The following is a 20691-nucleotide window of genomic DNA, read 5'->3' as shown; positions in this document are numbered from 1 at the left end:
GTCAGCTCTCCAGCGAGAAATGCTCCAGAGGAACGTTGACCGCCTCGGTGGGATCGTGGGGAATACTGGCCACGTTCAACAGCAGATTGAGCGACGCCCCGATGCCGGTGAAGGCCATCCACACGCCCGGTGGCACCGTCAACCGCGCATAGCGCGTCTCGCCCAGGCGAATGCTGTCGGCAATCTGGCCGTCGAGCGAGCGCAAATGGAATTCGATCGTGCCGACCGGCACCACCAGGTTCAGCGTCATCCGTTCGTGACGCTTCCACCCTTTGGTAATTCCCGGCAGCACGGTCGAGAAATACGCTTCACCAAAACCGCGGAAGGTGTCGTCAGTGGCCTTCAGCCCGTGGAGGACGTCGCCCTTCGGGTGTTCGATTCGCTTGAGCGGCGTCACAATCGCGCCGCTCGCCAACTGAATCACTTCGTCCATGCGAGCCCCCGTTTGGTTGCAGCAGCCTCGTACTGGTCAATCTGGTCGAGCGTGAGCGTGTACGCATTCTCGGGCTGTCCCGAGTAGAAATTGGAATACCAGCGACCGACCATGCCAATGCATTCCGCGTAGTTCAGTGCGGCTTCCCATTTGAGGAAGAACGCGGCCTTGTCGCAGTTCAGGCGCAACAGCCCCGCTTCGTGGAACGGCACATGACCGGTGATGCGGTAGGCCTCACCGGTCGGGTCTTGCGCCCAGTGCTTGCGCAGATCGCCCAACAGCGATACGACGGTCTTGTTCTGCTCCGTGCGGGGACCAAAATTGAACGATTCGCCGCACAGCTTCTGGTCACGGGCCAACTCGGCGCCCAGCGTCAGGTAACCGCTCAGCGGTTCGAGTACGTGTTGCCACGGACGGGTGGCCTCCGGGCTTCGGATCTCCACCGTCTCGCCCTTGGACCATGCCCGCACGCAGTCGACGATGATCCGGTCCTTGGCCCAGTCGCCGCCGCCAATGACGTTGCCGGCCCGGCCCGTCGCGATCCGTACCGGCGTTTTCGCGGGATCCCGGAAGAATGCCCAATAGTAGGAGTGCGCGATGACTTCCGCAGCGCCCTTGGAGCCGCTGTAGATGTCCCGGCCACCCAAATGGTCGGTTTCCTTGTAACCCCAAGGCCATTCGACGTTCTCGTAACACTTGTCCGACGTGATGAGAACGGCGGTGCAAGGGTGCTTCACGTGCCGCAAGACTTCGAGAATGTTGGCCGTACCCATCACGTTCGTCGAGATCGTATCCAGCGGCTCCTGATAGGAGGTCGATACGATCGCCTGTGCCGCGAGATGGAATACGAAGTCCGGCTTGGACGTCTCGATCACGCGCGCCAAGGCCGCTGCGTCCCGGACGTCGCCGATGTGGTGCTCGATCTTGCCTTCCAGATCCAGGACTTCGAACATCGCGGGATCCGTCGGGATGCGGTCGGAGAAGCCGATCACTTTCGCACCGAGCTTCAGCAGCCACGCGGTGAGCCACGTCCCCTTGAAGCCGGTATGGCCGGTAACCAGCACGCGCTTGTCACGATACGTGGCACCGAAAATAGTGTTGGTTGTCTGAGTCATCGGTCTTGTTTAGAAGGTTTCGTGCGGTAGAAAATGATCGCAGCGAGGCAAATGGAAATCGTCCATTCGATCGCCACCCATGCGCTCGCCATGCCTGCGGCGCCGTATTGGATAGACAAAAAGTAGCCGGCGATCAGACTTATCGGAACAGCGGAAAAAACCACCAGATTGAGGACATGCTCCTTGCGGTCCACGACCAGGAAATGCATCGCGAGGACATTGCTGACCGCAATCGCCGGGATGACCAGCGACATGATCCTCAGCACGTGGACGATGTCCGGCAGCTTGTCATGGAAGAGCACTCGCGAGACCAACGGGGCCATCAGATAGACAACCGGCAGGCTGGCGGTCGCCACGATAAAAAAGGCCGCCAATGCCCACCCGCGGGCGCGTCCCAGTTTGTCCGGCGACGTCGTCTTCAGCGCGTTCAGCCTCGGAAAAATGGCCGACGTTGCCTGCGCGATGAAGGTCAGCCCTGCGCGCACCAGCCGCTCGCATGATCCATAAACGGCAACCGCGTAGGCGGTGGACACCCCCCCCAGCAGGACCACGTTGAACGACGTGTACAGACTTGCCGCACCCTGGACCAGGAAGATGCGCCAGCCATCCTTGAGCGCCGCCACACCTGGGCGCACGGTGAAAATATCGCGATACCGGACCTTCTCGCTGACCACCATCTGGCGCTCCAGCACCTGCCAGATCAGAAACCGTACGCCGATCAGGGGCGCAACCAGGAGACTGAAGTCCTCGGTGCGCCGTATCAGCAACAACACGAATGCGAATGTCAGCAATCCCCCCGTCACCTCGAGCACCGCCACAATCCGCAGCCGAGAAAGCGCCTGGAAGTAGTAGGTCGGTGTCATGCCCATCATCACGCCGAGCAGCCAGGCACAGACGGCCCATTCCGGGTACGGGGAAAAGACCGAGGATTGCGTGAGGGCCCAGACAAAGAAAATCAGCGACAGGCCTGCCAGCATCCATTTCGCCGACTGCGTTTCAGTGACGACGGTCCGGTTCCCCGCGGGGTCCGACAAGGCCGCAATTCGGCGCGTGGCGGAAACGTTGAATCCGTACTCCACGAAAATACTCAGCCATGCAGAGCTCGCCAGCGTGTAGAGATACACGCTGTACTGCACCTCGGAGAGCACTCGCGTGAGTACGGAAAGCAACGCCAGCGGCAAGCAGAGCCGCAGGAACTGGATGACGTAGAGGTAAGCAATATTCCTTGCGATCAAATTCATGCCAATCGCCAGAACCTCAGTCCCACATCTTCCACGGCGCCTTGCCGGCAGCCCAGAGCGACTCAAGCAGATGCTTGTCGCGGAGCGTGTCCATCGGCTGCCAGAATCCAGTGTGTTCGTAGGCCATTAACTGGCCGGTTTCCGCGAGCGTAATGAGCGGCTCCTGCTCCCAGGTCGTCGAATCGCCCGAGATGTGTTGCAGGACGGACGGCGACAGCACGAAGAACCCGCCATTGATCATGGCGCCATCGCCCTTGGGCTTCTCTTTGAAGCTCATGACCTGATTCTGGTGGATATCGAGCGCGCCAAAACGGCCCGGCGGATACGTGGCAGTCAGCGTTGCCGCCTTGCCATGTGCCTTGTGGAAAGCAATGGTCGCCGAGATGTCGATGTCACCTACGCCGTCGCCATACGTAAAGCAGAACGCCTCTTCATCCTTGACATAGTCCGCCACGCGCAGAAGCCGGCCGCCGGTCATCGAGTCATCGCCGGTATCCACCAACGTGACGTTCCAGGGCTCCGCGCGCTTGTGATGCACTTCCATGCGGTTATTGCGCATGTCGAACGTCACGTCCGACATATGCAGGAAGTAATTGGCGAAATACTCCTTGATGACATAACCCTTGTAGCCGCAACACACCACGAAATCGTGGATGCCGTGATGCGAGTACAACTTCATGATGTGCCACAGGATCGGCTTGCCACCGACTTCGACCATGGGCTTCGGGCGCGTAGCGGTTTCTTCGCTAAGTCGCGTACCGAGGCCTCCAGCAAGAATTACCGCTTTCATATGAAATCTCCTTGTTCTGATTCCTGATTCGCGCGTGTGGACTGCGGGGTTTTCATGAGAGAACGGCGTCAGCCGTAAGGGGCACCCCGGACAGCAGATTGCCGGGGGGCGTTAACTCATGCCAGTCTGTCAGCGCTGCGATTCCCGCGGCGACTACGACTCCACGCTTACATTCACGTCAAAGCCATTGGCTTTCAGGAGCGCATGCTGTCGGGCCGATGCCAGGTCGGCAGCCACCATCTCCGCACACATTTCCTGCACGGTGATCTCCGGCGTCCAGCCGAGTTTGCTCTTGGCCTTGGACGGGTCGCCCAGCAGGGTCTCCACTTCCGTCGGTCGGAAATAGCGCGGATCGACACTCACGATCGCTTGGCCGACCTTCAGCGCCGGCGCCTTGTCGCCTTCGATCTTCTCGACAATCCCGACCTCGTCGACGCCTTCGCCTTCGAAGCGCAGCGTGATGCCCAGCTCTTGTGCACTCCACTGGATGAACTGCCGCACGCTGTATTGCACGCCCGTCGCGATCACGAAATCTTCGGGTTCCGCCTGCTGGAGCATCATCCATTGCATGCGCACGTAGTCCTTGGCATGCCCCCAGTCACGCAGCGCATCCATGTTGCCCATGTACAGGCGGTCTTCCAGACCTTGCGCGATGTTGGCCAGCCCGCGCGTGATCTTGCGCGTCACGAACGTTTCGCCACGGCGCGGCGACTCGTGATTGAACAGAATGCCGTTGCAGGCATACATGCCGTAGGCCTCACGGTAGTTCACGACAATCCAGTACGCGTAGAGCTTCGCCACCGCATAGGGGCTGCGGGGGTAGAACGGTGTGGTCTCTTTTTGCGGCGTTTCTTGCACGAGCCCGTAGAGCTCACTGGTCGACGCCTGATAGAAGCGAGTCTTCTTTTCGAGGCGCAGGATACGAATCGCTTCCAGGATCCGCAGGGTGCCGACGGCATCCACATCCGCCGTGTATTCGGGGCTCTCGAAGCTCACTGCCACATGGCTCATGGCGCCGAGGTTGTAGATCTCATCCGGCTGCGTTTCCTGAATGATGCGAACCAGGTTGCTGGTATCGCTCAGGTCGCCGTAATGCAGCTTGAACCGCGCATTGTCGATGTGCGGGTCTTGATAGATATGGTCGATACGCTGGGTATTGAACAAGCTGCCACGACGCTTGATACCGTGGACGATATATCCCTTGTCCAACAGAAATTCTGCGAGATACGAACCATCCTGACCGGTAATCCCGGTGATCAGGGCGATTTTTTGCTTTTCAGACATAGACTCAAATTCCGATGACGTGACGCCAATTTCAGCAGGCGATCGATTTACTTGCGGATTGCGCCGTTTTGCAGGAAATCGTCATACGCGCGGCGCAGTCCGTCTTCAAGCGAAATCGAAGCGCGCCAACCCAGTTGATTCAGCCGGCTGCTGTCCATTAATTTGCGGGGCGCCCCGTCGGGACGCGTTGCATCGCATACGATCTCGCCCTGATAACCCACCACGCGCGCGACCAAACCCGCAACGTCCCGGATGCTGATGTCGTCGCCAACGCCCACGTTGATATGGCTCAACATCGGTTGCGTGTGCGCCTCGTACGTCGCCTTGTCCAAGTTCATGACGAAAACGGACGCGGCGGCCATGTCATCGACATAGAGAAACTCACGCTTGGGCGTACCCGTGCCCCAAATCGCAACTTGCGGGTCTACGGCGAGCTTCGCCTCGTGGAAGCGGCGGATCAGGGCCGGCACGACGTGAGAATTCTCCGGGTGGTAGTTATCGCCCAGGCCGTACAGATTGGTCGGCATGACACTGCGGTAATCGACGCCGTGACTCGCGCCGTATTGGCGGTTGTAGCTTTCGCAAAGCTTGATGCCGGCGATCTTCGCGATCGCATACGGTTCGTTGGTCGGCTCCAGCGTGCCGGTCAGCAGCGCGTCTTCGCGCATCGGCTGCGCGGCTAGGCGCGGATAAATGCAACTCGAGCCGAGGAAGAGCAGCTTCTTGACCCCGACGCGAAACGCAGCATCAATCACATTCAACTGAAGCGAGAGGTTCTCTTGAATGAATTCCGCCGGGAACGTGTTGTTCGCATGAATACCGCCGACCTTCGCCGCTGCCAGATACACCTGATCGGGCCGCTCTTCTTCGAAAAATTTACGGACGTCCGCCTGCTCCGTGAGATCGAGCTCGGCGCGAGTGCGCGTCACGACATTCTCGTGACCGAGGCCTTGCAACGTGCGAACAATCGCCGAGCCAACCATGCCCCGGTGGCCGGCGACATAAATTTTAGGATTGCTGTTCATGAACCACTTCGACCGTAATTGTCTTGAAAACGCACGATGTCATCCTCGCCGAGATAGCTGCCCGACTGAATCTCGATAATCTCAAGCGGGATCGTCCCAGGATTAGAGAGACGATGCACTTCGCCCAATGGAATGTAGGTGCTCTGGTTTTCCGTCAGCAGAATGGTCTTTTCACCGTTGGTGATTTCAGCCGTTCCCGTGACGACGACCCAGTGTTCCGCACGATGATGATGCTTCTGCAAACTCAGACTCGCCTTGGGCTTGACCTGAATTCGCTTGACCTTGAATCGGGTCCCTTCGTCGATGCTGTCGTACCAACCCCACGGGCGGTGCACTTTCCGGTGCAGGGAATGCTCTTCGCGGCGTTGATCTGCAAGCATCGTGACGACGCGCTTGACGTCCTGGCAGCGCGCACGGTCAACGACGAGTACGGCGTCAGGGGTTTCGACAACGACGACATCGTCGACACCGACCACTGCGACCAAACGGCTGGTCGCGTGGACCAGTGTGTTGCGACTGTCCAGCGTGAGGACATCGCCCAGATGGGCGTTACCCGCCGGGTCTTTCGGCAGCACGTCCCACACGGCGTCCCACGCACCCAGATCACTCCAGCCCGCCGTGAGCGGCACCATGCGAATCGGAAACTCACTACCGGGGCACCGTTCCATCACGGCGTAGTCGATGGACTCACTCGGAATCGCGGCGAACTCGGCTTTGCCCGGGCGAATGAACACGCCGTCGGCGACCCGGTGATCCCACGCAAGGCGGGTGGCATCGGTGATGTCGCGACGGAACGTCTCGAGTGCGCGCATCCACGTGGAAGCACGCACGACGACCATGCCGGAATTCCAGAAGTAATTCCCTTCGTCGAGATACCGCTGCGCATTCTCGGCATTCGGCTTCTCGACAAAACGCTCCACCGGCAACGCCCCTGTGACGGCCCCGTCGGCAGGGGCCGTGCAGATATAACCGAACCCGGTTTCGGGACGATCGGGCGTGACGCCAAGCGTCACGACAGCGCCATCGTGCGCCTCGGCAATTGCGCGACGCAACGTCTGCACGAACGCGGCGCGATCGGAAATCGCGTGATCCGAGGGTGCGACGATCATGACGGGATCGTCGCCGGACGCCAGCGCGGCCAACGCGGCCAAGGTCAAGGCAGGTGCCGTGTTTCGCCCTACCGGCTCAAGAAGAATTCCGCTCGGTTCCACACCGACTTCGCGCATCTGCTCGGTGACGAGAAAACGGTGCTCGTCATTGCAGACCACGTACGGTGCCGAGACATTGATCTCGCTATTGCCGACTTCCCCGAGGCGATTGATCGTCTGCTGAAAAAGCGACTCATCGCCGGTCAGGCAGAGGAATTGCTTCGGAAAACCGGATCGCGACAACGGCCAAAGACGAGAGCCAGAGCCACCACAAAGAATTACCGGACATACTGAAATCATGTATTCCACGGTCTTTCGCCTTGTTGATTAACAATTTCGAGTCGCAACGATTCAATTTCGAGTCGCAGTGCTTCATATTCCCGCATCTTTCGAATGAGGAATTCGCTCGTAAGAGCTGTTTTCTGCGCAATGCCCCGTGGCGTCAGCATGTAGACATAGCCAAATTTGTTTTTTGATTCACTGAAATTCTGTACTTTGACCCATCCTTTTTCGATCAAAGCCTTTAAACAGTAATTCAAACCACTAACGCTCACTCCAAGTTTTTTGGCTATTTCCCGCTGAGTGGTGTCCGGCGTTTCCTGCAATATACGGAGCACCCGAAAATCAATATCCTGCTGAAGCAATGTCCGGCGGCTTGTCATTGAATTAACACCACGTCAGAGAATTGAAATCAACGTAGCTATCCGTCAATTTTTCGTGTTAATTGGCTACAGTAGCCCAGATTTGTGCGAAATCGAACAATTCTAACAGTCGGTTACGAATGCAGCCACTTGTTACGTATCCACCGAACTCGGGGTGTGAACGCGGCGCAACTGCTCGCTTGACTTGCCCCTCGTTCACGCTTAACCGGCCGAATCCGGTGCCGATTCGCTCGAAAATTCACCAGACGAGCGACGAAGTCAGGACCGGAGTCCGGCGGCATCGGGATGCGGCAATTGTCAGCACGTTGACGCAGGTTTCCCAAAGCGCGAGATGGTATCACGCGTGCGATTCCGAAAATCAATGGGAAATGCCTCTCTCCGACGACCGGCGTTTTTAAGGCGTGCTTTCGGCGATATCTTGGATTTTGTTGTGCCGAAAACAATGACGCCGACCGGCAACCGGTTGGACCACGATCTCGTGCCACGCCATCGGGCGTGAGGAAATCACAGCGAGAGCCTCTGATCGAGGCGTTACCTCTAGACGTTGGTGGAGCGGAGGAGGATCGAACTCCCGACCTTCGCATTGCGAACGCGACGCTCTCCCAGCTGAGCTACCGCCCCACTTGAAGCAACGATCATAGCGGGTTTTTTTCAGCCCGGCCAGCGCCCGACAAATTTGCTCGGGATTAGCCGCAAACCCTTGTGGCAAAAAGCAAAAAGGCCTCAGGCCGCCCCCTGATTCCCCTTCATGCCCTTGATCACCGGCACTTTCGGCGCCTTTGCCACAATGGTCTTCTGGGCTCGCAAGTAGCGCGCCACGACGTCCCATACCGGTTCGCCCTGAGCGCCTTCGGCTACCGGCGCCCAGCCGGCCACCTTGTACGTCTTGCCTGCATCGATGGGCTTGCCGTTCAGGCGCATGTCCGTGATGCGCTGGCCCATCGGTGCCATCGGGTCGATCGTATAGTCCATACCGCCCACCCGCACCATGTCGCCGCCCTGCTGGTAGTACGGGTCCGGGTTGAACAGGTTGTCGGCCACGTCTTCGAGCACCGTCTTGATCGTCTCGCCGGTCATCGGCGTGAGCGTCGTATACGGATAGGTAATGGCCGTCTGATCGAGCAGTTGCTCCATCGTGATCGCCTGCCCCGGCAAGAGCGACGTGCCCCAACGGAAGCCCGGCGAGAAGCCGATTTCGGCATCCTTCTCGGCCATGACAGCGTCCAGCAGCAACTGGTCGAAGGTGCCGTTGAAATTCCCGCGCCGGTACAACACGCCCTCCGTCACGGCCAACGGTTCGGCCAGTTTCGCGGCGAACGGCGCACGCACACGCTCGATCAGCGCCTGCATTGGCGCGTCGGCCGGCAACAGGTTCGCAAAGACCGGCAACAGCTTGTAGCGGAAGTCGACCGGCTTGCCGCCCTTGACGTCGAAGTCGAGCACCGCGAGGAACTTGCCGTTCGAGCCCGCGTTGGTCACGAGCGTCTTGCCGCCCGCGTTCTCGACGATCACCGGCTTGGGCACGCCGTCATGGGTGTGCCCGCCCAGAATCGCATCGATGCCGCGCACGCGCGACGCCAGTTTCAGGTCGACGTCCATGCCGTTGTGCGAGAGCACCACCACGACCTGCGCCCCCTTGCCGCGCACCTCGTCGACCATCGACTGCAAACGCTCTTCCTGAATGCCGAAAGTCCAGTCGGGCACCAGATAGCGCGGGTTGGCAATCGGGGTGTACGGGAACGCCTGCCCGATAATCGCCACCGGCACGCCGTTCATCGACTTCATCGTATACGGCGCAAAGACCGGATCGCCGAAGTCGTTGGTCTGCACGTTCTGGGCGACAAAATCGATCTTGCCCTTGAGCTGCTCTTCGACCACCGACTTCACCCGCTCGGCGCCGTAAGTGAACTCCCAGTGCGCGGTCATCACATCGACACCCAACGCGAGCGTGGCGTCGACCATGTCCTGCCCCTTGGTCCACATGGCCGTACCCGATCCCTGCCACGTGTCGCCGCCATCGAGCAGCAAGGCGCCCGGGCGCGACGCCTTCATGCGCTTGACCAGCGTGGCCAGATGCGCAAAACCGCCCACCTTGCCGTAGGTGCGCGACGCCGCCGCGAAGTCAAGATAGGTGAACGCGGAAGCGTCGGGGGTGCCCGGACGCAGCCCGTAGGCCTTCAGGAACGCGTCGCCGACCAGGTGCGGCGCGCGGTTTGCCTGCGCGCCGATGCCCAGATTGACGCTCGGCTCACGGAAGTAGATCGGCAGCAACTGCGCATGGCAATCGGTGAAGTGCAGAAAGTGCACGTTGCCGAATTTCGGCAGATCGTAAAACGTCGCCGCCGCCTTGGCCGCCGCCGTCTCGTGATGCGACAGTGCCATCCCGCCGGCCGCTGCCACCGCCAATACCTGCATGAACTCGCGTCGATCCATTTCGTCTCCCTGGCACGCGCCTCTGATGGCACGCTTTCTTTGTCATTCGTCGGTAACCGCCAGCGCCTCGCGCCGACGTCACTTGCCTGCGTAATCCGCCAGCGCCGCCACATCCTCGCCGAACATCTCGCCGACTTCCTTGCGCAGCACTTTGCCGTCGCGGCCAATCACGTAAAGCTCCGGCAACCCGCGCCGCTTGCCGAGCGCCGCCTGCCACGCCTCGTTATCCATGCCGGCCGGGAACGTGTAGCGATGCGCCTTGAGATAGTCGATCGCCTCGGACGGCTTCTTGTCGATCGACAGCGTGACGATCTGGATCGGCTTCCCGCGCGTGGCCTCGTACAGCTTCTGAAGATGCGGATTCTGCTGCGCACAGAACGGGCACCACGACGCCCAGTACTCGACGATCACCGTGCGGCCCTTGAACGATTCGGCCGGCAACGTCTTGCCGTCAAAGGTCACCAGCGACGGCAGCGTGACCGTGTCGCCCACCTCCACCGCTTGCGCGGGCATGCCGAAAGCCATGATGGCAGCGCCGAACATGGCGAGCGCCGCCCGCCGCGCGGCGTTGTCGCAGGCGGTTCGAATCGAACGAAACAGGGATGTCATGAGGAACTCCGGAAGCCAGCCGGTCACCTGTCGTCTTCACGCAGGCAGCCGGCCGGTACGGCAGACGACTTACTGATTGACCGGCGAGGCCGGGTCGAGCAACAGCGCCATCACGTCTTTCAACTGCTGTTCGGTCAGGATGCCCGCTGCACCGAAACGCGGCATGTTCGAGCACGCCATGTAGCTGTGCGAGTCATAGACCTTGGCCCACGTGTACTTCACGACTTCGGGCGAATCGCCGCGCAGCTTGCCGTAGTTGTACAACGACGGACCGATGTTGCCGAACGAGATCTCGGTCTTGGTCAACTGGTGACACGCGTAGCAGTTGCCGCCGTTGACCGTGTCGGCCTTGTCGGTGAACTGCATGCCGCGACCGTTCTGGGCCACCTTCTCGCCCTCTTTCCAGTCGCCCAGATACTTGCCGTCAGCCGGTGCCTTGACGGCGGCCAACTCGGCCTTCTGCAAACGCTCGGCAATCTTGGCCGGCATCGGCTTCGTCGCGTATTGCGTGCACAGCTTCTGCAATTCGCTCTGATCGATACGGTCGAGTTGTGCGATGCCCGACGCACGGAACGAGTCGCGCAACTCCTGCACGACAGCAGCATCGGTCGAGCCGGTCACGAGCTTCGTGCCCTCGCCCTGTGCAAATGCCGCGCCGATGACGAGTGCCCCGGCCGCGCCCAGCACGGCGGTCGCCGTGCGCAATGCGAATGATTTCATGGGTGTGCCTCGTGATCGGTCAGCGCTTCAGGCCGGGGGCGTCCATCTTGCCGCCGTTGGCCATCACACCGAGGAAGGTAATCAGATCGATCGACGCCTGCGAGCCGTAATTGAGCTCAGGCATGCGCTGCTGACGGAAGCAGTCGTACATGCGCCACTGAATCGTGCGCAGTGCGCCTTGCGAGACACGATAGCCCGGCCACGTCGCGAACGCCTGACGGGCGGCGGCGGGCTTGGTCAGATTCGGCAGATCCTGCAAGCGGATGCGCTTGTCGTCAGACCCGTGGCACGACGCGCACGAGAAGTCGTACGGACCGGCACGGTAATAGAAAATCTTCTGGCCGCGCGCGTAGGCATCCTTCTCTTCCTTGTGCGCCTGCGGCACATGGATGACGGCGCCGCGCGACTGGCCCGCCACATAGGCGGTCAGCGACTCGAGATCGGTCGGGTCCTGCCCTTCCTTCGAGAACGGCTGCTTGATGACGTCGGCCCGCTTGAAGCCTTGCAGATTCACCATGCATTCGACGATGCGCGACTCGGCGTCGAGCACGCGTTTGGCATCGGGGAAATAGCGGGGCAGTTGTGCGTAGGCGTCTTTCACGACACCGGCACCGAGGCCGAGATCGCATTGCGCGAGCGAGACGTTGTTCGGGCCACGCGGCGTTTTCCAGAGCTCTTCGCCGCGCATCTCGATCAGTTCGGCCGGATTGCCGTCGGCGAGCATCTCGCGATATTGCGCGATCGCGTCGGCGGTCGATTGACCGGCGGCAAATGCGGGGGCGCTGACACCCGCGATGGCGAACATACCGCCGAGCACTGTCCGACGCAGCCATGTTTTGTGTCGCGGGGTGCTCACCCGTGCGCTATCTTGCGCATCAAGCATCTGACTCTCCTCTGTGTGGGTTGTTCGGCGCATCGCGAGGAGACTCCCCGCGAGCGCCACCGCGCACTTCCCGGCGCTTGATTCCTGCACGGCGACGACTCGTAGTTGAGTCGTGCTTGAGTCGTGCTTGAGTCGTGCTTGAGTCGTGCTTAAGGCGTGTCAGGCGACTGCCGTCTCGTCGGTACGTGTGTCGCCCTTGTTGTCGACCCACGTGACCGTGACCTTGTCACCCTTCTTGGCGCCCTTGAACTTGAACGACAGGAACGGATCCTTCGACACCGCCGGACCCCATTCCGCCGTCAGCACGGTCTTGCCGTTGCAGGCCACCGTCACCGTCTGGATGAAGTGTGCCGGCACGATATTACCGGAAGCGTCTTTGCGCTGGCCGGTTTCCATGATGTGGCTCATCAGCACCTTGACCTCGACGACTCCGCCGGCCTCGGTTGCGCGAATGCGCATCGGATTACCCATGTGTGGCTCCTCGTTATTCTCTTCGCGCGCTTAACCGCCGCAGCCGCCCAGCGTGACCTTGATTTCCTTCTCGGCCACGAGGTACTTGTTGTCCGCCTTGACGAGCGCGTAGACCTTCGAGGTCTGGCCCATCTTGACGCGCGTGGTCACCGACGGGTCGGTGCCATCGGGAATGTCGAACGACGCCGCGAGGGTGTTCGGATTCTTCTCGATCAGAATCGCGATCGATTGCGTGTTCGGTGCCTTGCTCGTAACCGCCACCGGCACGACTGCACCGTTCTCGGCAATGTCGGGTGCGGTGAGCACGACCAGATCGCTTGGGCTGGCGCTCGTGCCACCCAGTGCCTTGACCGTATCGGCCACGCTCTTGGTCGCAAACGCCGCCTTGTTCCACTGCGCTTCGGCCGCGCGTGCCTCTTCGGGCTTGATCAGCCCGGCGGCCACCGCCAGTCCCATTACCGCGGAAAACCGCAGCATGTCGCGTCGCTGTTGGTTCATCTTCGTGTGTTTCCTTCTCTGAAGGCCGCCGATGCGAAACATCCTGAACGCACCGGCCGCCGTTCGCTCATCCGGCCCCCTCGCGAACGAGGCGTGCCGCCTGAGCCCCCTGCCCCGGACTTACTTCGCCGGGGCGCCTGCCAGAACCCAATCCACCAGGATCTTGGCGTCGGCATCCGACATGTTCGGGTGCGCCGGCATCGGGATCGGACCCCAGACGCCTGCACCGCCACCCTTCACCTTCTTCACCAGCTTGGCCACGGCATCCTTGTCGCCCTTGTACTTGGCAGCGACGTCCTGATAGGACGGGCCCACGAGCTTCTTGTCGACGGCGTGGCAACCCATACAGGCGTTGGCGGCAGCAAGCTTGGTCGCTGCGGCAACGTCGACACCGGCGTGTGCCAGCGAGGTACCGGCCAGCATCGCGGCGGCGATCAACAACTTTTTCATCGTATCTCCTTCGATTTATGTAGGGGACGGTGTCCTGCGGCGGCAAGCGGAACAAAGCGCTGCCGTCGGACACCTTGCCCGCTCACTGTGCACCACGGAGAATCCAGTCGACCATCGTACGGACGTCGGTTTCGGCAACCTGCGACTGCGGCGGCATTGGCATGCTGCCCCAGTTACCGGCGCCTCCGGCACGTATCTTCGCCACCAATTTTTCAGTCGCATCCGACTGCCCATGGTACTTGGTGGCGACCTCCGAAAAGGCGGGCCCGATCTTCTTGTCGGTAACGCCGTGACAGGCCAGACAACCGTTCTTGTCCGCAAGCGTTGCTGCCGGTGACGTCACAGCGGCGGTTTGAGCCGGTGCGTCCGGACTCGCCATGCCAAGCGTGGCGAGAGCCGCCATCTTGCGCACCGACGCATTTTGCGCGGCGGTGCCTGAGAGCGGCGGCAGCTTCGTATCGACACCGCGCACCGGTCCGATGACACGGTTTTGCGCGGCCAGATCTCCATGTGCGTCGCGGGCGTACGCAGGGAGTGCGGACGTCACGATACCAGCCCCGGGACAATCCTGCATACACGCACTGTTATGGGTATCCGGTTTGTCTCCCACGCGCCACATGCCGTGCGCGCGCGTCATGCCGTTGCGGTTGGGCATGCGCTGCTGCACGTCGGCGATGTTCTTGTCGGACAGCACGAAATCGGCCGGCACGATCTCGCCCAAATTCAGAATATAAGCGGTGACCGCATAGACTTCGTCGGGCGTCAGTGATCGCGGCGCGTTCCAGGGCATCGCGCGGCGGATGTAGTCCCAGATCGTGGAGACCGTATTGACCTTCATCAGCGTGGTGCGCACCGGCTGGTTGTTCGCGCGCAGCGACGCAACGTGACCGGTCTTGATGTCGTCGTCCGTGGTGCCGCCCACCAAGGGATTGAACACCTCGTTGCTCTCGCCGAACGTGCCGTGGCAAGACGCGCAGCGTGCGTCGAAGAGCTTCTGCCCGTCGGCCACTGAACCTTGCCCCTTTGGCAGCCCCTTGAAGTCGGGACGCACGTCGATGTCCCACGCACTCAGTTCGGCGGGCGTGGCGTCACGGCCGATGCCGGCGGGTGCCTTGATCGCAGGCGCAGCGGAGGTAGTCGCGGGGGCGGCATGGGCAGAGGTGCTCATCCATGCGCTCACGGTCAGCCCGGCCACGGCAAGCGCGCTCGCCCACAGGCAGGCGGCCGCAGCGGCCTGCAACCGGTGACGCAACACGGCGCGCCGGTTCGGCTTGGCCATACCGTACGATTTAGTCGACGTGGACATTGGTCACCTCCCCGCTGGCGGCCACTTGCCACGTCTGGATCGCGTTGTTGTGATAAATCGACTTGGTGCCGCGCACATCGCGCAACTGGCGATAACGCGGCTGCACGTAGCCCGTCTCGTCCACCGCACGGCTTTGCAGCAGCGCGGGCGAGCCATCCCACTGCCAGTCGAAGTTGAAGCGGGTGAGGCACTTGGGCAGCACGGGCGACTCGATGCGCGCCGCGCGCCACGACTTGCCGCCATCGGTCGACACATCGACGCGTTTGATGCGCCCGCGTCCCGACCATGCCAGCCCCGTCACGTTGAAATAACCGCGATCGAGCAACGCCTGCCCGCCCGACGGCGACGTGATGACCGACTTGCACTCCTGAATCGACGTGTACTGACGGTGTTGACCGTCCGGCATCAGGTCGACGTAGTGACTCGTTTCATCCTTGGCGTTCCACGGCGCATCGCCGATCTTGATGCGGCGCAGCCATTTCACCCACGACACGCCCTGCACGCCGGGCACGACCAGACGCAGCGGGTAGCCATTCTCCGGACGCAGCATCTCGCCGTTCATGCCCCATGCCACGAGCACGTCCGAGAGGGCGGCCTCCATCGAAATGGTGCGCGTCATGCCGGAGCCGTCGCCCCCTTCGGCAAGCACGTACTGACCACGCTTGATGTCGGCGCCCACGTCGTCGAGCAATACCGACAACGGCACGCCGGTGAACTCGCAGCACGAGAGCATGCCGTGCGTGTACTGCACCGTGGGCACGGCCGAGTTGCCCCACTCCATGCCGGTGTTCGCGCCGCACTCGATGAAGTGCATGCGCGAGACGGACGGCAACCGCATGATGTCGTCCATCGTGTAGACCTTCGACTCACGCACCATGCCGTGCACCATCAGACGATGCTGGGTCGGGTCGATCTCCTGCCAGCCCTGATGGTGACGCTCGAAGTGCAGGCCGCTCGGCGTGATGATGCCGAACAGACCCTGAAGCGGGGTGAAGGCAACCGACGCCTGTGTCGTCTGCGTGAGCCCCGGCGATTGCCGGCGTTGCAGATTGGCTTCGAATTTCGACGGCATGCCGTACGGGCGGGCGGCCACCGGCTGACCCAGTGAGGTCGCCCACGGACGCGGCTCGAGAATCATCGGATCGCCATCGCCGAGCGACTTGGGGGCGTCGGCGGCAAAAGCGGCACCCCCGGCGAGCGCGGCGCCGGCGGCAAGAAAGCTGCGTTGCAGGAAATTGCGGCGTGTGGGGTTCAGCCCGTCACGGGCGATGTCGCCGGCCAGTGTGCCGTCGATGAAATTCTCCGGAGCCCGGCGCAACCGGCCGGCTCGCGATGTGCTATCGCTGGTCTTGCTCACCCTGTCTCCTCGCGTTTTGTGGCGCCCGAGCGCGTCGCGAAGGACACGGATCGGGCTAGAGCCGGTTCACATCACCTCGTGCGAACCCACCCTGGAACCTCGCGCGGTCTCGTCGCCGCGCTGCACTACGGGTCTTGCAATGTTGCGATGTTGCTTCGTAGGTTGCTTCGTATGGCGATGACGCCAGCTGCGCTATTAACCGCGCGGCATGAAGCCGTCGACGGCACGGTGCGGCAGCGCCTCCTCCTCGAGCCGGCCGGCCACCTGCACGCACACGGCGCGACAGATCTCGACCACCCCGGTATCCGCAATCGTGTAGTACACCTGATTGCCTTCCTTGCGACGCCCCAGCACACCGGCCTGATACATCGCATTGAGGTGTCGCGAGACGTTCGTCTGCGACGAATTCACCGCCGTCACCACATCGCTCACCGACTGTTCGCCACCGCACAAGGCATGCAGAATGCGCAGCCGGGTCGGCTCGGAGAGCAGGCTGAAGTAGTGAGATACCTTTTCGAATACGCGGTCGAGTTCTTCCATGACGTTCGGCAATCAAGTTCGTGTGAAGGCGTGAATGAGACCGTATATGCCTACATACGCATATACGGATAATCGAAATAACGGGCGAGATAAGCAAGCTGCGCTGCAACATATCGGAGGCCGATCTATTGCGCGTCATCTGGCCGATTTGCGAGATGAAAATCAAGTTTCCATGTATACCGCCGGATATAGCGCGCAGTGGGTTATGCCGCAGCAAGTGGGTCGTGACGACGCCTGCTGGCAAGTCGCTCGACGGCCTCGACGTGGCGCGCATCGATGGCATCAGGGAAAAACCTGATAAGAAAAATGACGCGGGACGTCGCACCAGAGCACTCCGCTCTGCGTACGACGTCCCGAATGACGTCAGCGGCAAGTCACCGCACATGCGGCTCACTCGAATTGGTAAGAGTAATTGGCGTTGAAACGCAGCGGCCGGTTCGGCGAATTGGTCGGCGCATCGGCCATCGGCTTCGCGACCGACAGATCGAGCGTGTAGTACTTCTTGTCGGATATCCGCACGCCGAGGCCGACCGACGCGAGACTGTTGTGCACGACCTGTCCGTAGTTCACATAGACGCGCGCCGTGTCGGCGATCAGGTAGGGCTGGACCGTCTTCAGATAGCGGAAATCGGTGCGGAACAGGCGATTGATCTCGATCGACGCCCCCCAGCCCTTGTCGCCGGCCACTTCACCCGCCGGATAGCCGAGGCCGTAGCGCGTGCCCCCGAACGTGGCCTGCTCAGACGTCGGCAACGTATTGCCGCTGTACTGCGCGCCGGCCGAGACGACGACGCCGAAGTCCCACGGCAACACTACGCCCTGCTTGGCATCGAGCGTGAAGCGCCAGAACCCCAGATCGTACGGTCCGAGAATTTGCTGAATACCGGCAGGCTGCGTGGTGTACGACTGGCTCGCGCCCAGTCCGTTGAAACCCTTGAACACGCCCAGCGTGGCGCTGCGCGTCTGTTTGTCGGTGACTTCGTTATAGGCGAGTTGCACCTGCGCGGCGCGTACGTTTGCTTGCGAATTGATGAAGTTCGGCGAGTCCGGCACTTCGTACCGGTCGCGCGAATTGACGCCGTACATGCCGCCGCTGGCCGTCAGGCTGCGCTGGTTGTTCAGCAGAATCGGATACGACAGGCTCACGGCCACGCGCTTGGTATCGAGGTGACGCGTGAGCCCGGCGAGGGCCTGATCGTCCGGCTGACCGCGATAGTGCGACGCATCCAGACGTGCTTGCAGCCCGTTCGAGCCAAGCGGCTGAATATAGGACGCCGAGTAGAACTCCTCGTCGTTGTGCCCCTTCGGCGCGATGGCCGTCAGTTGAATCTGTTCGCCCAGCGGCGTCAGCGCGTTGCTGGTCACCGTGAACACGCCGCGAATGCCCGGGTTGTTGTACGAGAGCGACGTGCCCGCTGCGATCGGCTGGCGCGAGACATCGAGCGAGAGTTCGGTGGCGCCGTCGGTCTGCGTGGGCGGCTGCACGTCGGCCTTGATCTTCATGCCGGGCACGAGCGTGAGCAGGTTCAGGTAGCGCTCGAACGTGGCGCGCTTGAGCGGGCGCTCGGCCTCGATGTGCGCCGCGATATCGCGCAGACGCTGTTCGGACGGCCCCGGCTTGCCGGTGATCTTCGTGGACGAGATATAGCCTTCGACGATGGTCACACGCACGAAGCCGTTGGCGAAGTCCTGCGCAGGCACGAACGCGAACGACAGCAGGTAGCCGGCGTCCTGATACATCTTCGTGACCTGATTGGCCTTCTCGACCAGATCGCCGATGGTGACTTCCTTGCCGGCCATTGGCGCGAAGAGCGCCGCCACCTGATCGAACGGGATCGACTTCACGCCTTCGATACCGAAACGCTGCGGCGTAATCGGCCGTGCCAGCAACGCCTTGAGGGCGTCGTCCTGCGAGGGCGGCTGGATGTGGATGGTGGCAGGCGCTGCCTTGGGTGCCTCGATCTTCGGGATGCTTTGCAACGGGTCGCCGCGCACCGGGCTGCTGTCGGCCCACGCCGCCTGGCTGGTGAGCCACCCGCCGATACCAACGACGGCGAACGCGGTAGCGGAAGCAGAAACGGCACGGTGGACGATGCGAACTACGCTGACAACTTTACGGCTGCGAACGGTCTTGACCGAGTCCCCGCGCGTGTCGCGCGACGCAAGACGGGACCCTCCCTGGCGATACGCCATCCCTATGCCCCCCAGCTTATTTTTTCGTGGAGCCAGTGTAACCGAGAGGCCTCAGGCCCCGTCAATGAAGGAAAGCAGGGGGACTGAGGCGCTCGCGCAACAACCGGGCGACAAGTCAGCGCGACGGCGATGGCACCGGGGTTTCGCTACTTAGAGAAACCCTTCCAAACGCGCTGGACTATTACCTTGCAGGACGAAATACCGCCGGGTGGCGCATCAGGCCAGCATGTCGGCCCAGATTCCCTGCGCCCACGCGAGCCCGAGCGCGAACTCGTCGCGGTTGGCATGTGGCGACGCCCCGCCTGTACCGGGCACCGGCAGCATGGTGCGTTGCGCCGCGTCGTAGCGATGAACGCTTGCGACGTGCATGGCCTGCGTTGCCGAGACGAACGTGTAGCAAGTGTTGCTATAGAGCGGTTCGGGGTTGACCGGGCGGCCCGCCAGCGTCGCGACGATGGCCGCCGCGCACACTTTGCCGTGCTGGTTGGCCATGTGGCCCGACTTGGGCATTTGCGGCGCGATCTGTACGGCGTCGCCCAGTACGTGAATGTCGGGTTGCGCCGTCGAAGCGAAGGTCAGGAAATCGACGTCGCACCAACGATCGTTGGCGGTAGCGAGTCCGCTCGCGGTCGCGATGTCGCCCGCACGCATCGGCGGAATGACGTTCAGGACATCCGCGCGCACCTCTTCACCCAACTCGAAGCGGGCGATTTGCTTCGCGCCGTCCAGCGCGACTTCCGTGCAATTGAACTGCGGGTGGTACTCGACGATGCCAGCGAACTCGGTACGCCAGACTTCGTGAAACTGCTCGGCTTCGGCCAGCACCTCATCGTTGGCGTCGAAGATGAGCACTTTCGCGCGCGGCTTGTGTTGCTTGAGCCATGCGGCGGCCTGACAGGCGCGCTCGTAAGGCGCGGGCGGGCAGCGGAACGGTGCTTCGGGAATCGTGATGGCGAAGACGCCGCCCTCGGGCATCGCCTGCAAGCGGGCGTGCAACGCGGCGCTCTCGCGTGCATCCGTCCAGCCGACGGGCAACGCCTCGCGAACGGTGGCGTCGTTGAAGCCTGCGATGGCATCGCGACGCAACGCAATGCCGGGCGACACGATCAGCTTGTCGTACGGGAGACGGCTGCCGTCGGCGAGTTGCACTTGCTTGCGCGCGGCGTCGATGGCGCTGGCGCGTGTACGTCGCCAGACCACGCCGTGGCGGGCGGCCAAGCGGTCATAGGGCACCGTGAGGTCGCTCACGCGCAGGTTGCCGCCAACGACGAGATTCGACAACGGGGAGGACACAAAGGCCGCATTCGGCTCGACCAGCGTCACCTCGACGGTGTTGCCCGACAGCATGCGCAGATATTTGGCCGCCGTCGCACCGCCAAAGCCACCGCCGATGATCACCACACGGGCGCGCCCTTTGATCGGCGTGACCCATGGATTGGCGGCAGATCCGGGCAGCGCGGCAAACGCGCCGGACATGCCGGTCAGCGCTGCCACCGAGCTCATGCCAAGGAGAAAGTCGCGACGATGCATGGC

Annotated in this window: 20 protein-coding genes and 1 tRNA gene; all 21 read right to left on the bottom strand. The window is 61.8% G+C overall.

The genetic code is table 11. The features are described 5' to 3' along the window. Position 1 precedes the first annotated feature (1 nt). The 21 genes from CDV44_RS23590 to CDV44_RS23490 all read right to left on the bottom strand — a co-directional run bounded on the left by CDV44_RS23590 (position 2) and on the right by CDV44_RS23490 (position 20688). Positions 2 to 433 carry a dTDP-4-dehydrorhamnose 3,5-epimerase gene (locus tag CDV44_RS23590; protein WP_087691065.1) on the bottom strand — a complete coding sequence of 144 codons (432 nt, stop codon included), beginning with the start codon at positions 431 to 433 and terminating at the stop codon, positions 2 to 4. Continuing rightward, positions 421 to 1548, bottom strand: coding sequence for a CDP-glucose 4,6-dehydratase (gene rfbG / locus CDV44_RS23585; RefSeq protein ID WP_087691063.1), 1128 nt, complete (start codon positions 1546 to 1548; stop codon positions 421 to 423). Before rfbG ends, CDV44_RS23590 begins: the two co-directional genes overlap by 13 nt. Then, positions 1545 to 2789 (bottom strand): lipopolysaccharide biosynthesis protein, encoded by a 1245-nt coding sequence (locus tag CDV44_RS23580; protein WP_087691061.1) that lies wholly within the window; start codon positions 2787 to 2789, stop codon positions 1545 to 1547. The genes rfbG and CDV44_RS23580 overlap by 4 nt, the downstream gene beginning before the upstream one ends. Before the next feature lie 16 nt (positions 2790 to 2805). Then, the gene (gene rfbF, locus CDV44_RS23575) at positions 2806 to 3579 is read right to left on the bottom strand and encodes a glucose-1-phosphate cytidylyltransferase (protein ID WP_087691058.1); all 774 of its coding nucleotides are present in this window, start codon (positions 3577 to 3579) and stop codon (positions 2806 to 2808) included. A 153-nt stretch (positions 3580 to 3732) separates the two neighbouring features. Next, complete coding sequence (gene gmd / locus CDV44_RS23570; protein ID WP_087691056.1) at positions 3733 to 4863, bottom strand: GDP-mannose 4,6-dehydratase; 1131 nt, start codon at positions 4861 to 4863, stop codon at positions 3733 to 3735. 47 nt (positions 4864 to 4910) lie between these two features. Further along, a complete protein-coding gene (locus tag CDV44_RS23565; RefSeq protein ID WP_087691054.1) occupies positions 4911 to 5888 on the bottom strand; it encodes a GDP-L-fucose synthase in 978 nt (325 codons plus the stop codon). Further along, a complete protein-coding gene (locus tag CDV44_RS23560; protein WP_087691052.1) occupies positions 5885 to 7336 on the bottom strand; it encodes a mannose-1-phosphate guanylyltransferase/mannose-6-phosphate isomerase in 1452 nt (483 codons plus the stop codon). Before CDV44_RS23560 ends, CDV44_RS23565 begins: the two co-directional genes overlap by 4 nt. Next, the gene (locus tag CDV44_RS23555; protein ID WP_087691051.1) at positions 7333 to 7698 is read right to left on the bottom strand and encodes a MarR family EPS-associated transcriptional regulator; all 366 of its coding nucleotides are present in this window, start codon (positions 7696 to 7698) and stop codon (positions 7333 to 7335) included. Before CDV44_RS23555 ends, CDV44_RS23560 begins: the two co-directional genes overlap by 4 nt. A gap of 545 nt (positions 7699 to 8243) precedes the next feature. Beyond that, positions 8244 to 8319, bottom strand: a tRNA-Ala gene (locus CDV44_RS23550). A 102-nt stretch (positions 8320 to 8421) separates the two neighbouring features. Next, complete coding sequence (gene soxB / locus CDV44_RS23545; protein ID WP_087691049.1) at positions 8422 to 10131, bottom strand: thiosulfohydrolase SoxB; 1710 nt, start codon at positions 10129 to 10131, stop codon at positions 8422 to 8424. A 78-nt stretch (positions 10132 to 10209) separates the two neighbouring features. Then, complete coding sequence (locus tag CDV44_RS23540; RefSeq protein ID WP_087691200.1) at positions 10210 to 10674, bottom strand: TlpA disulfide reductase family protein; 465 nt, start codon at positions 10672 to 10674, stop codon at positions 10210 to 10212. Positions 10675 to 10809: 135 nt separating this feature from the next. Beyond that, positions 10810 to 11460 (bottom strand): sulfur oxidation c-type cytochrome SoxX, encoded by a 651-nt coding sequence (gene soxX / locus CDV44_RS23535; RefSeq protein WP_087691047.1) that lies wholly within the window; start codon positions 11458 to 11460, stop codon positions 10810 to 10812. A gap of 19 nt (positions 11461 to 11479) precedes the next feature. Then, entirely contained in the window at positions 11480 to 12265 is a 786-nt protein-coding gene (gene soxA / locus CDV44_RS23530; protein ID WP_371328811.1) for a sulfur oxidation c-type cytochrome SoxA, read from the bottom strand. Between the two features lie 237 nt (positions 12266 to 12502). Continuing rightward, on the bottom strand, positions 12503 to 12814 hold the full coding sequence (gene soxZ / locus CDV44_RS23525; protein ID WP_058376479.1) for a thiosulfate oxidation carrier complex protein SoxZ: 312 nt from the start codon (positions 12812 to 12814) through the stop codon (positions 12503 to 12505). 30 nt (positions 12815 to 12844) lie between these two features. Then, entirely contained in the window at positions 12845 to 13312 is a 468-nt protein-coding gene (gene soxY / locus CDV44_RS23520; protein ID WP_058376480.1) for a thiosulfate oxidation carrier protein SoxY, read from the bottom strand. Between the two features lie 120 nt (positions 13313 to 13432). Further along, entirely contained in the window at positions 13433 to 13762 is a 330-nt protein-coding gene (locus CDV44_RS23515) for a c-type cytochrome (RefSeq protein WP_058376481.1), read from the bottom strand. Positions 13763 to 13844: 82 nt separating this feature from the next. Beyond that, the gene (locus CDV44_RS23510) at positions 13845 to 14930 is read right to left on the bottom strand and encodes a c-type cytochrome (RefSeq protein ID WP_371328810.1); all 1086 of its coding nucleotides are present in this window, start codon (positions 14928 to 14930) and stop codon (positions 13845 to 13847) included. A gap of 121 nt (positions 14931 to 15051) precedes the next feature. Continuing rightward, a complete protein-coding gene (soxC, locus tag CDV44_RS23505; protein WP_087691043.1) occupies positions 15052 to 16425 on the bottom strand; it encodes a sulfite dehydrogenase in 1374 nt (457 codons plus the stop codon). A 195-nt stretch (positions 16426 to 16620) separates the two neighbouring features. Continuing rightward, positions 16621 to 16965: a helix-turn-helix transcriptional regulator gene (locus CDV44_RS23500; RefSeq protein WP_087691041.1), complete on the bottom strand. Its 345-nt coding sequence runs from the start codon at positions 16963 to 16965 to the stop codon at positions 16621 to 16623. Positions 16966 to 17355: 390 nt separating this feature from the next. Then, entirely contained in the window at positions 17356 to 19158 is a 1803-nt protein-coding gene (locus CDV44_RS23495; RefSeq protein ID WP_087691039.1) for a ShlB/FhaC/HecB family hemolysin secretion/activation protein, read from the bottom strand. A 216-nt stretch (positions 19159 to 19374) separates the two neighbouring features. Next, positions 19375 to 20688, bottom strand: a complete 1314-nt coding sequence (locus tag CDV44_RS23490) for an NAD(P)/FAD-dependent oxidoreductase (protein ID WP_087691037.1) — start codon at positions 20686 to 20688, stop codon at positions 19375 to 19377. Positions 20689 to 20691 lie beyond the last annotated feature (3 nt).

It is taken from the genome of Pandoraea sp. PE-S2R-1 (assembly GCF_002179865.1).
Lineage (GTDB): Bacteria > Pseudomonadota > Gammaproteobacteria > Burkholderiales > Burkholderiaceae > Pandoraea.
Note: the sequence above shows the minus strand (reverse complement) of the source record. Positions and strands in the feature narration are given on the sequence as shown.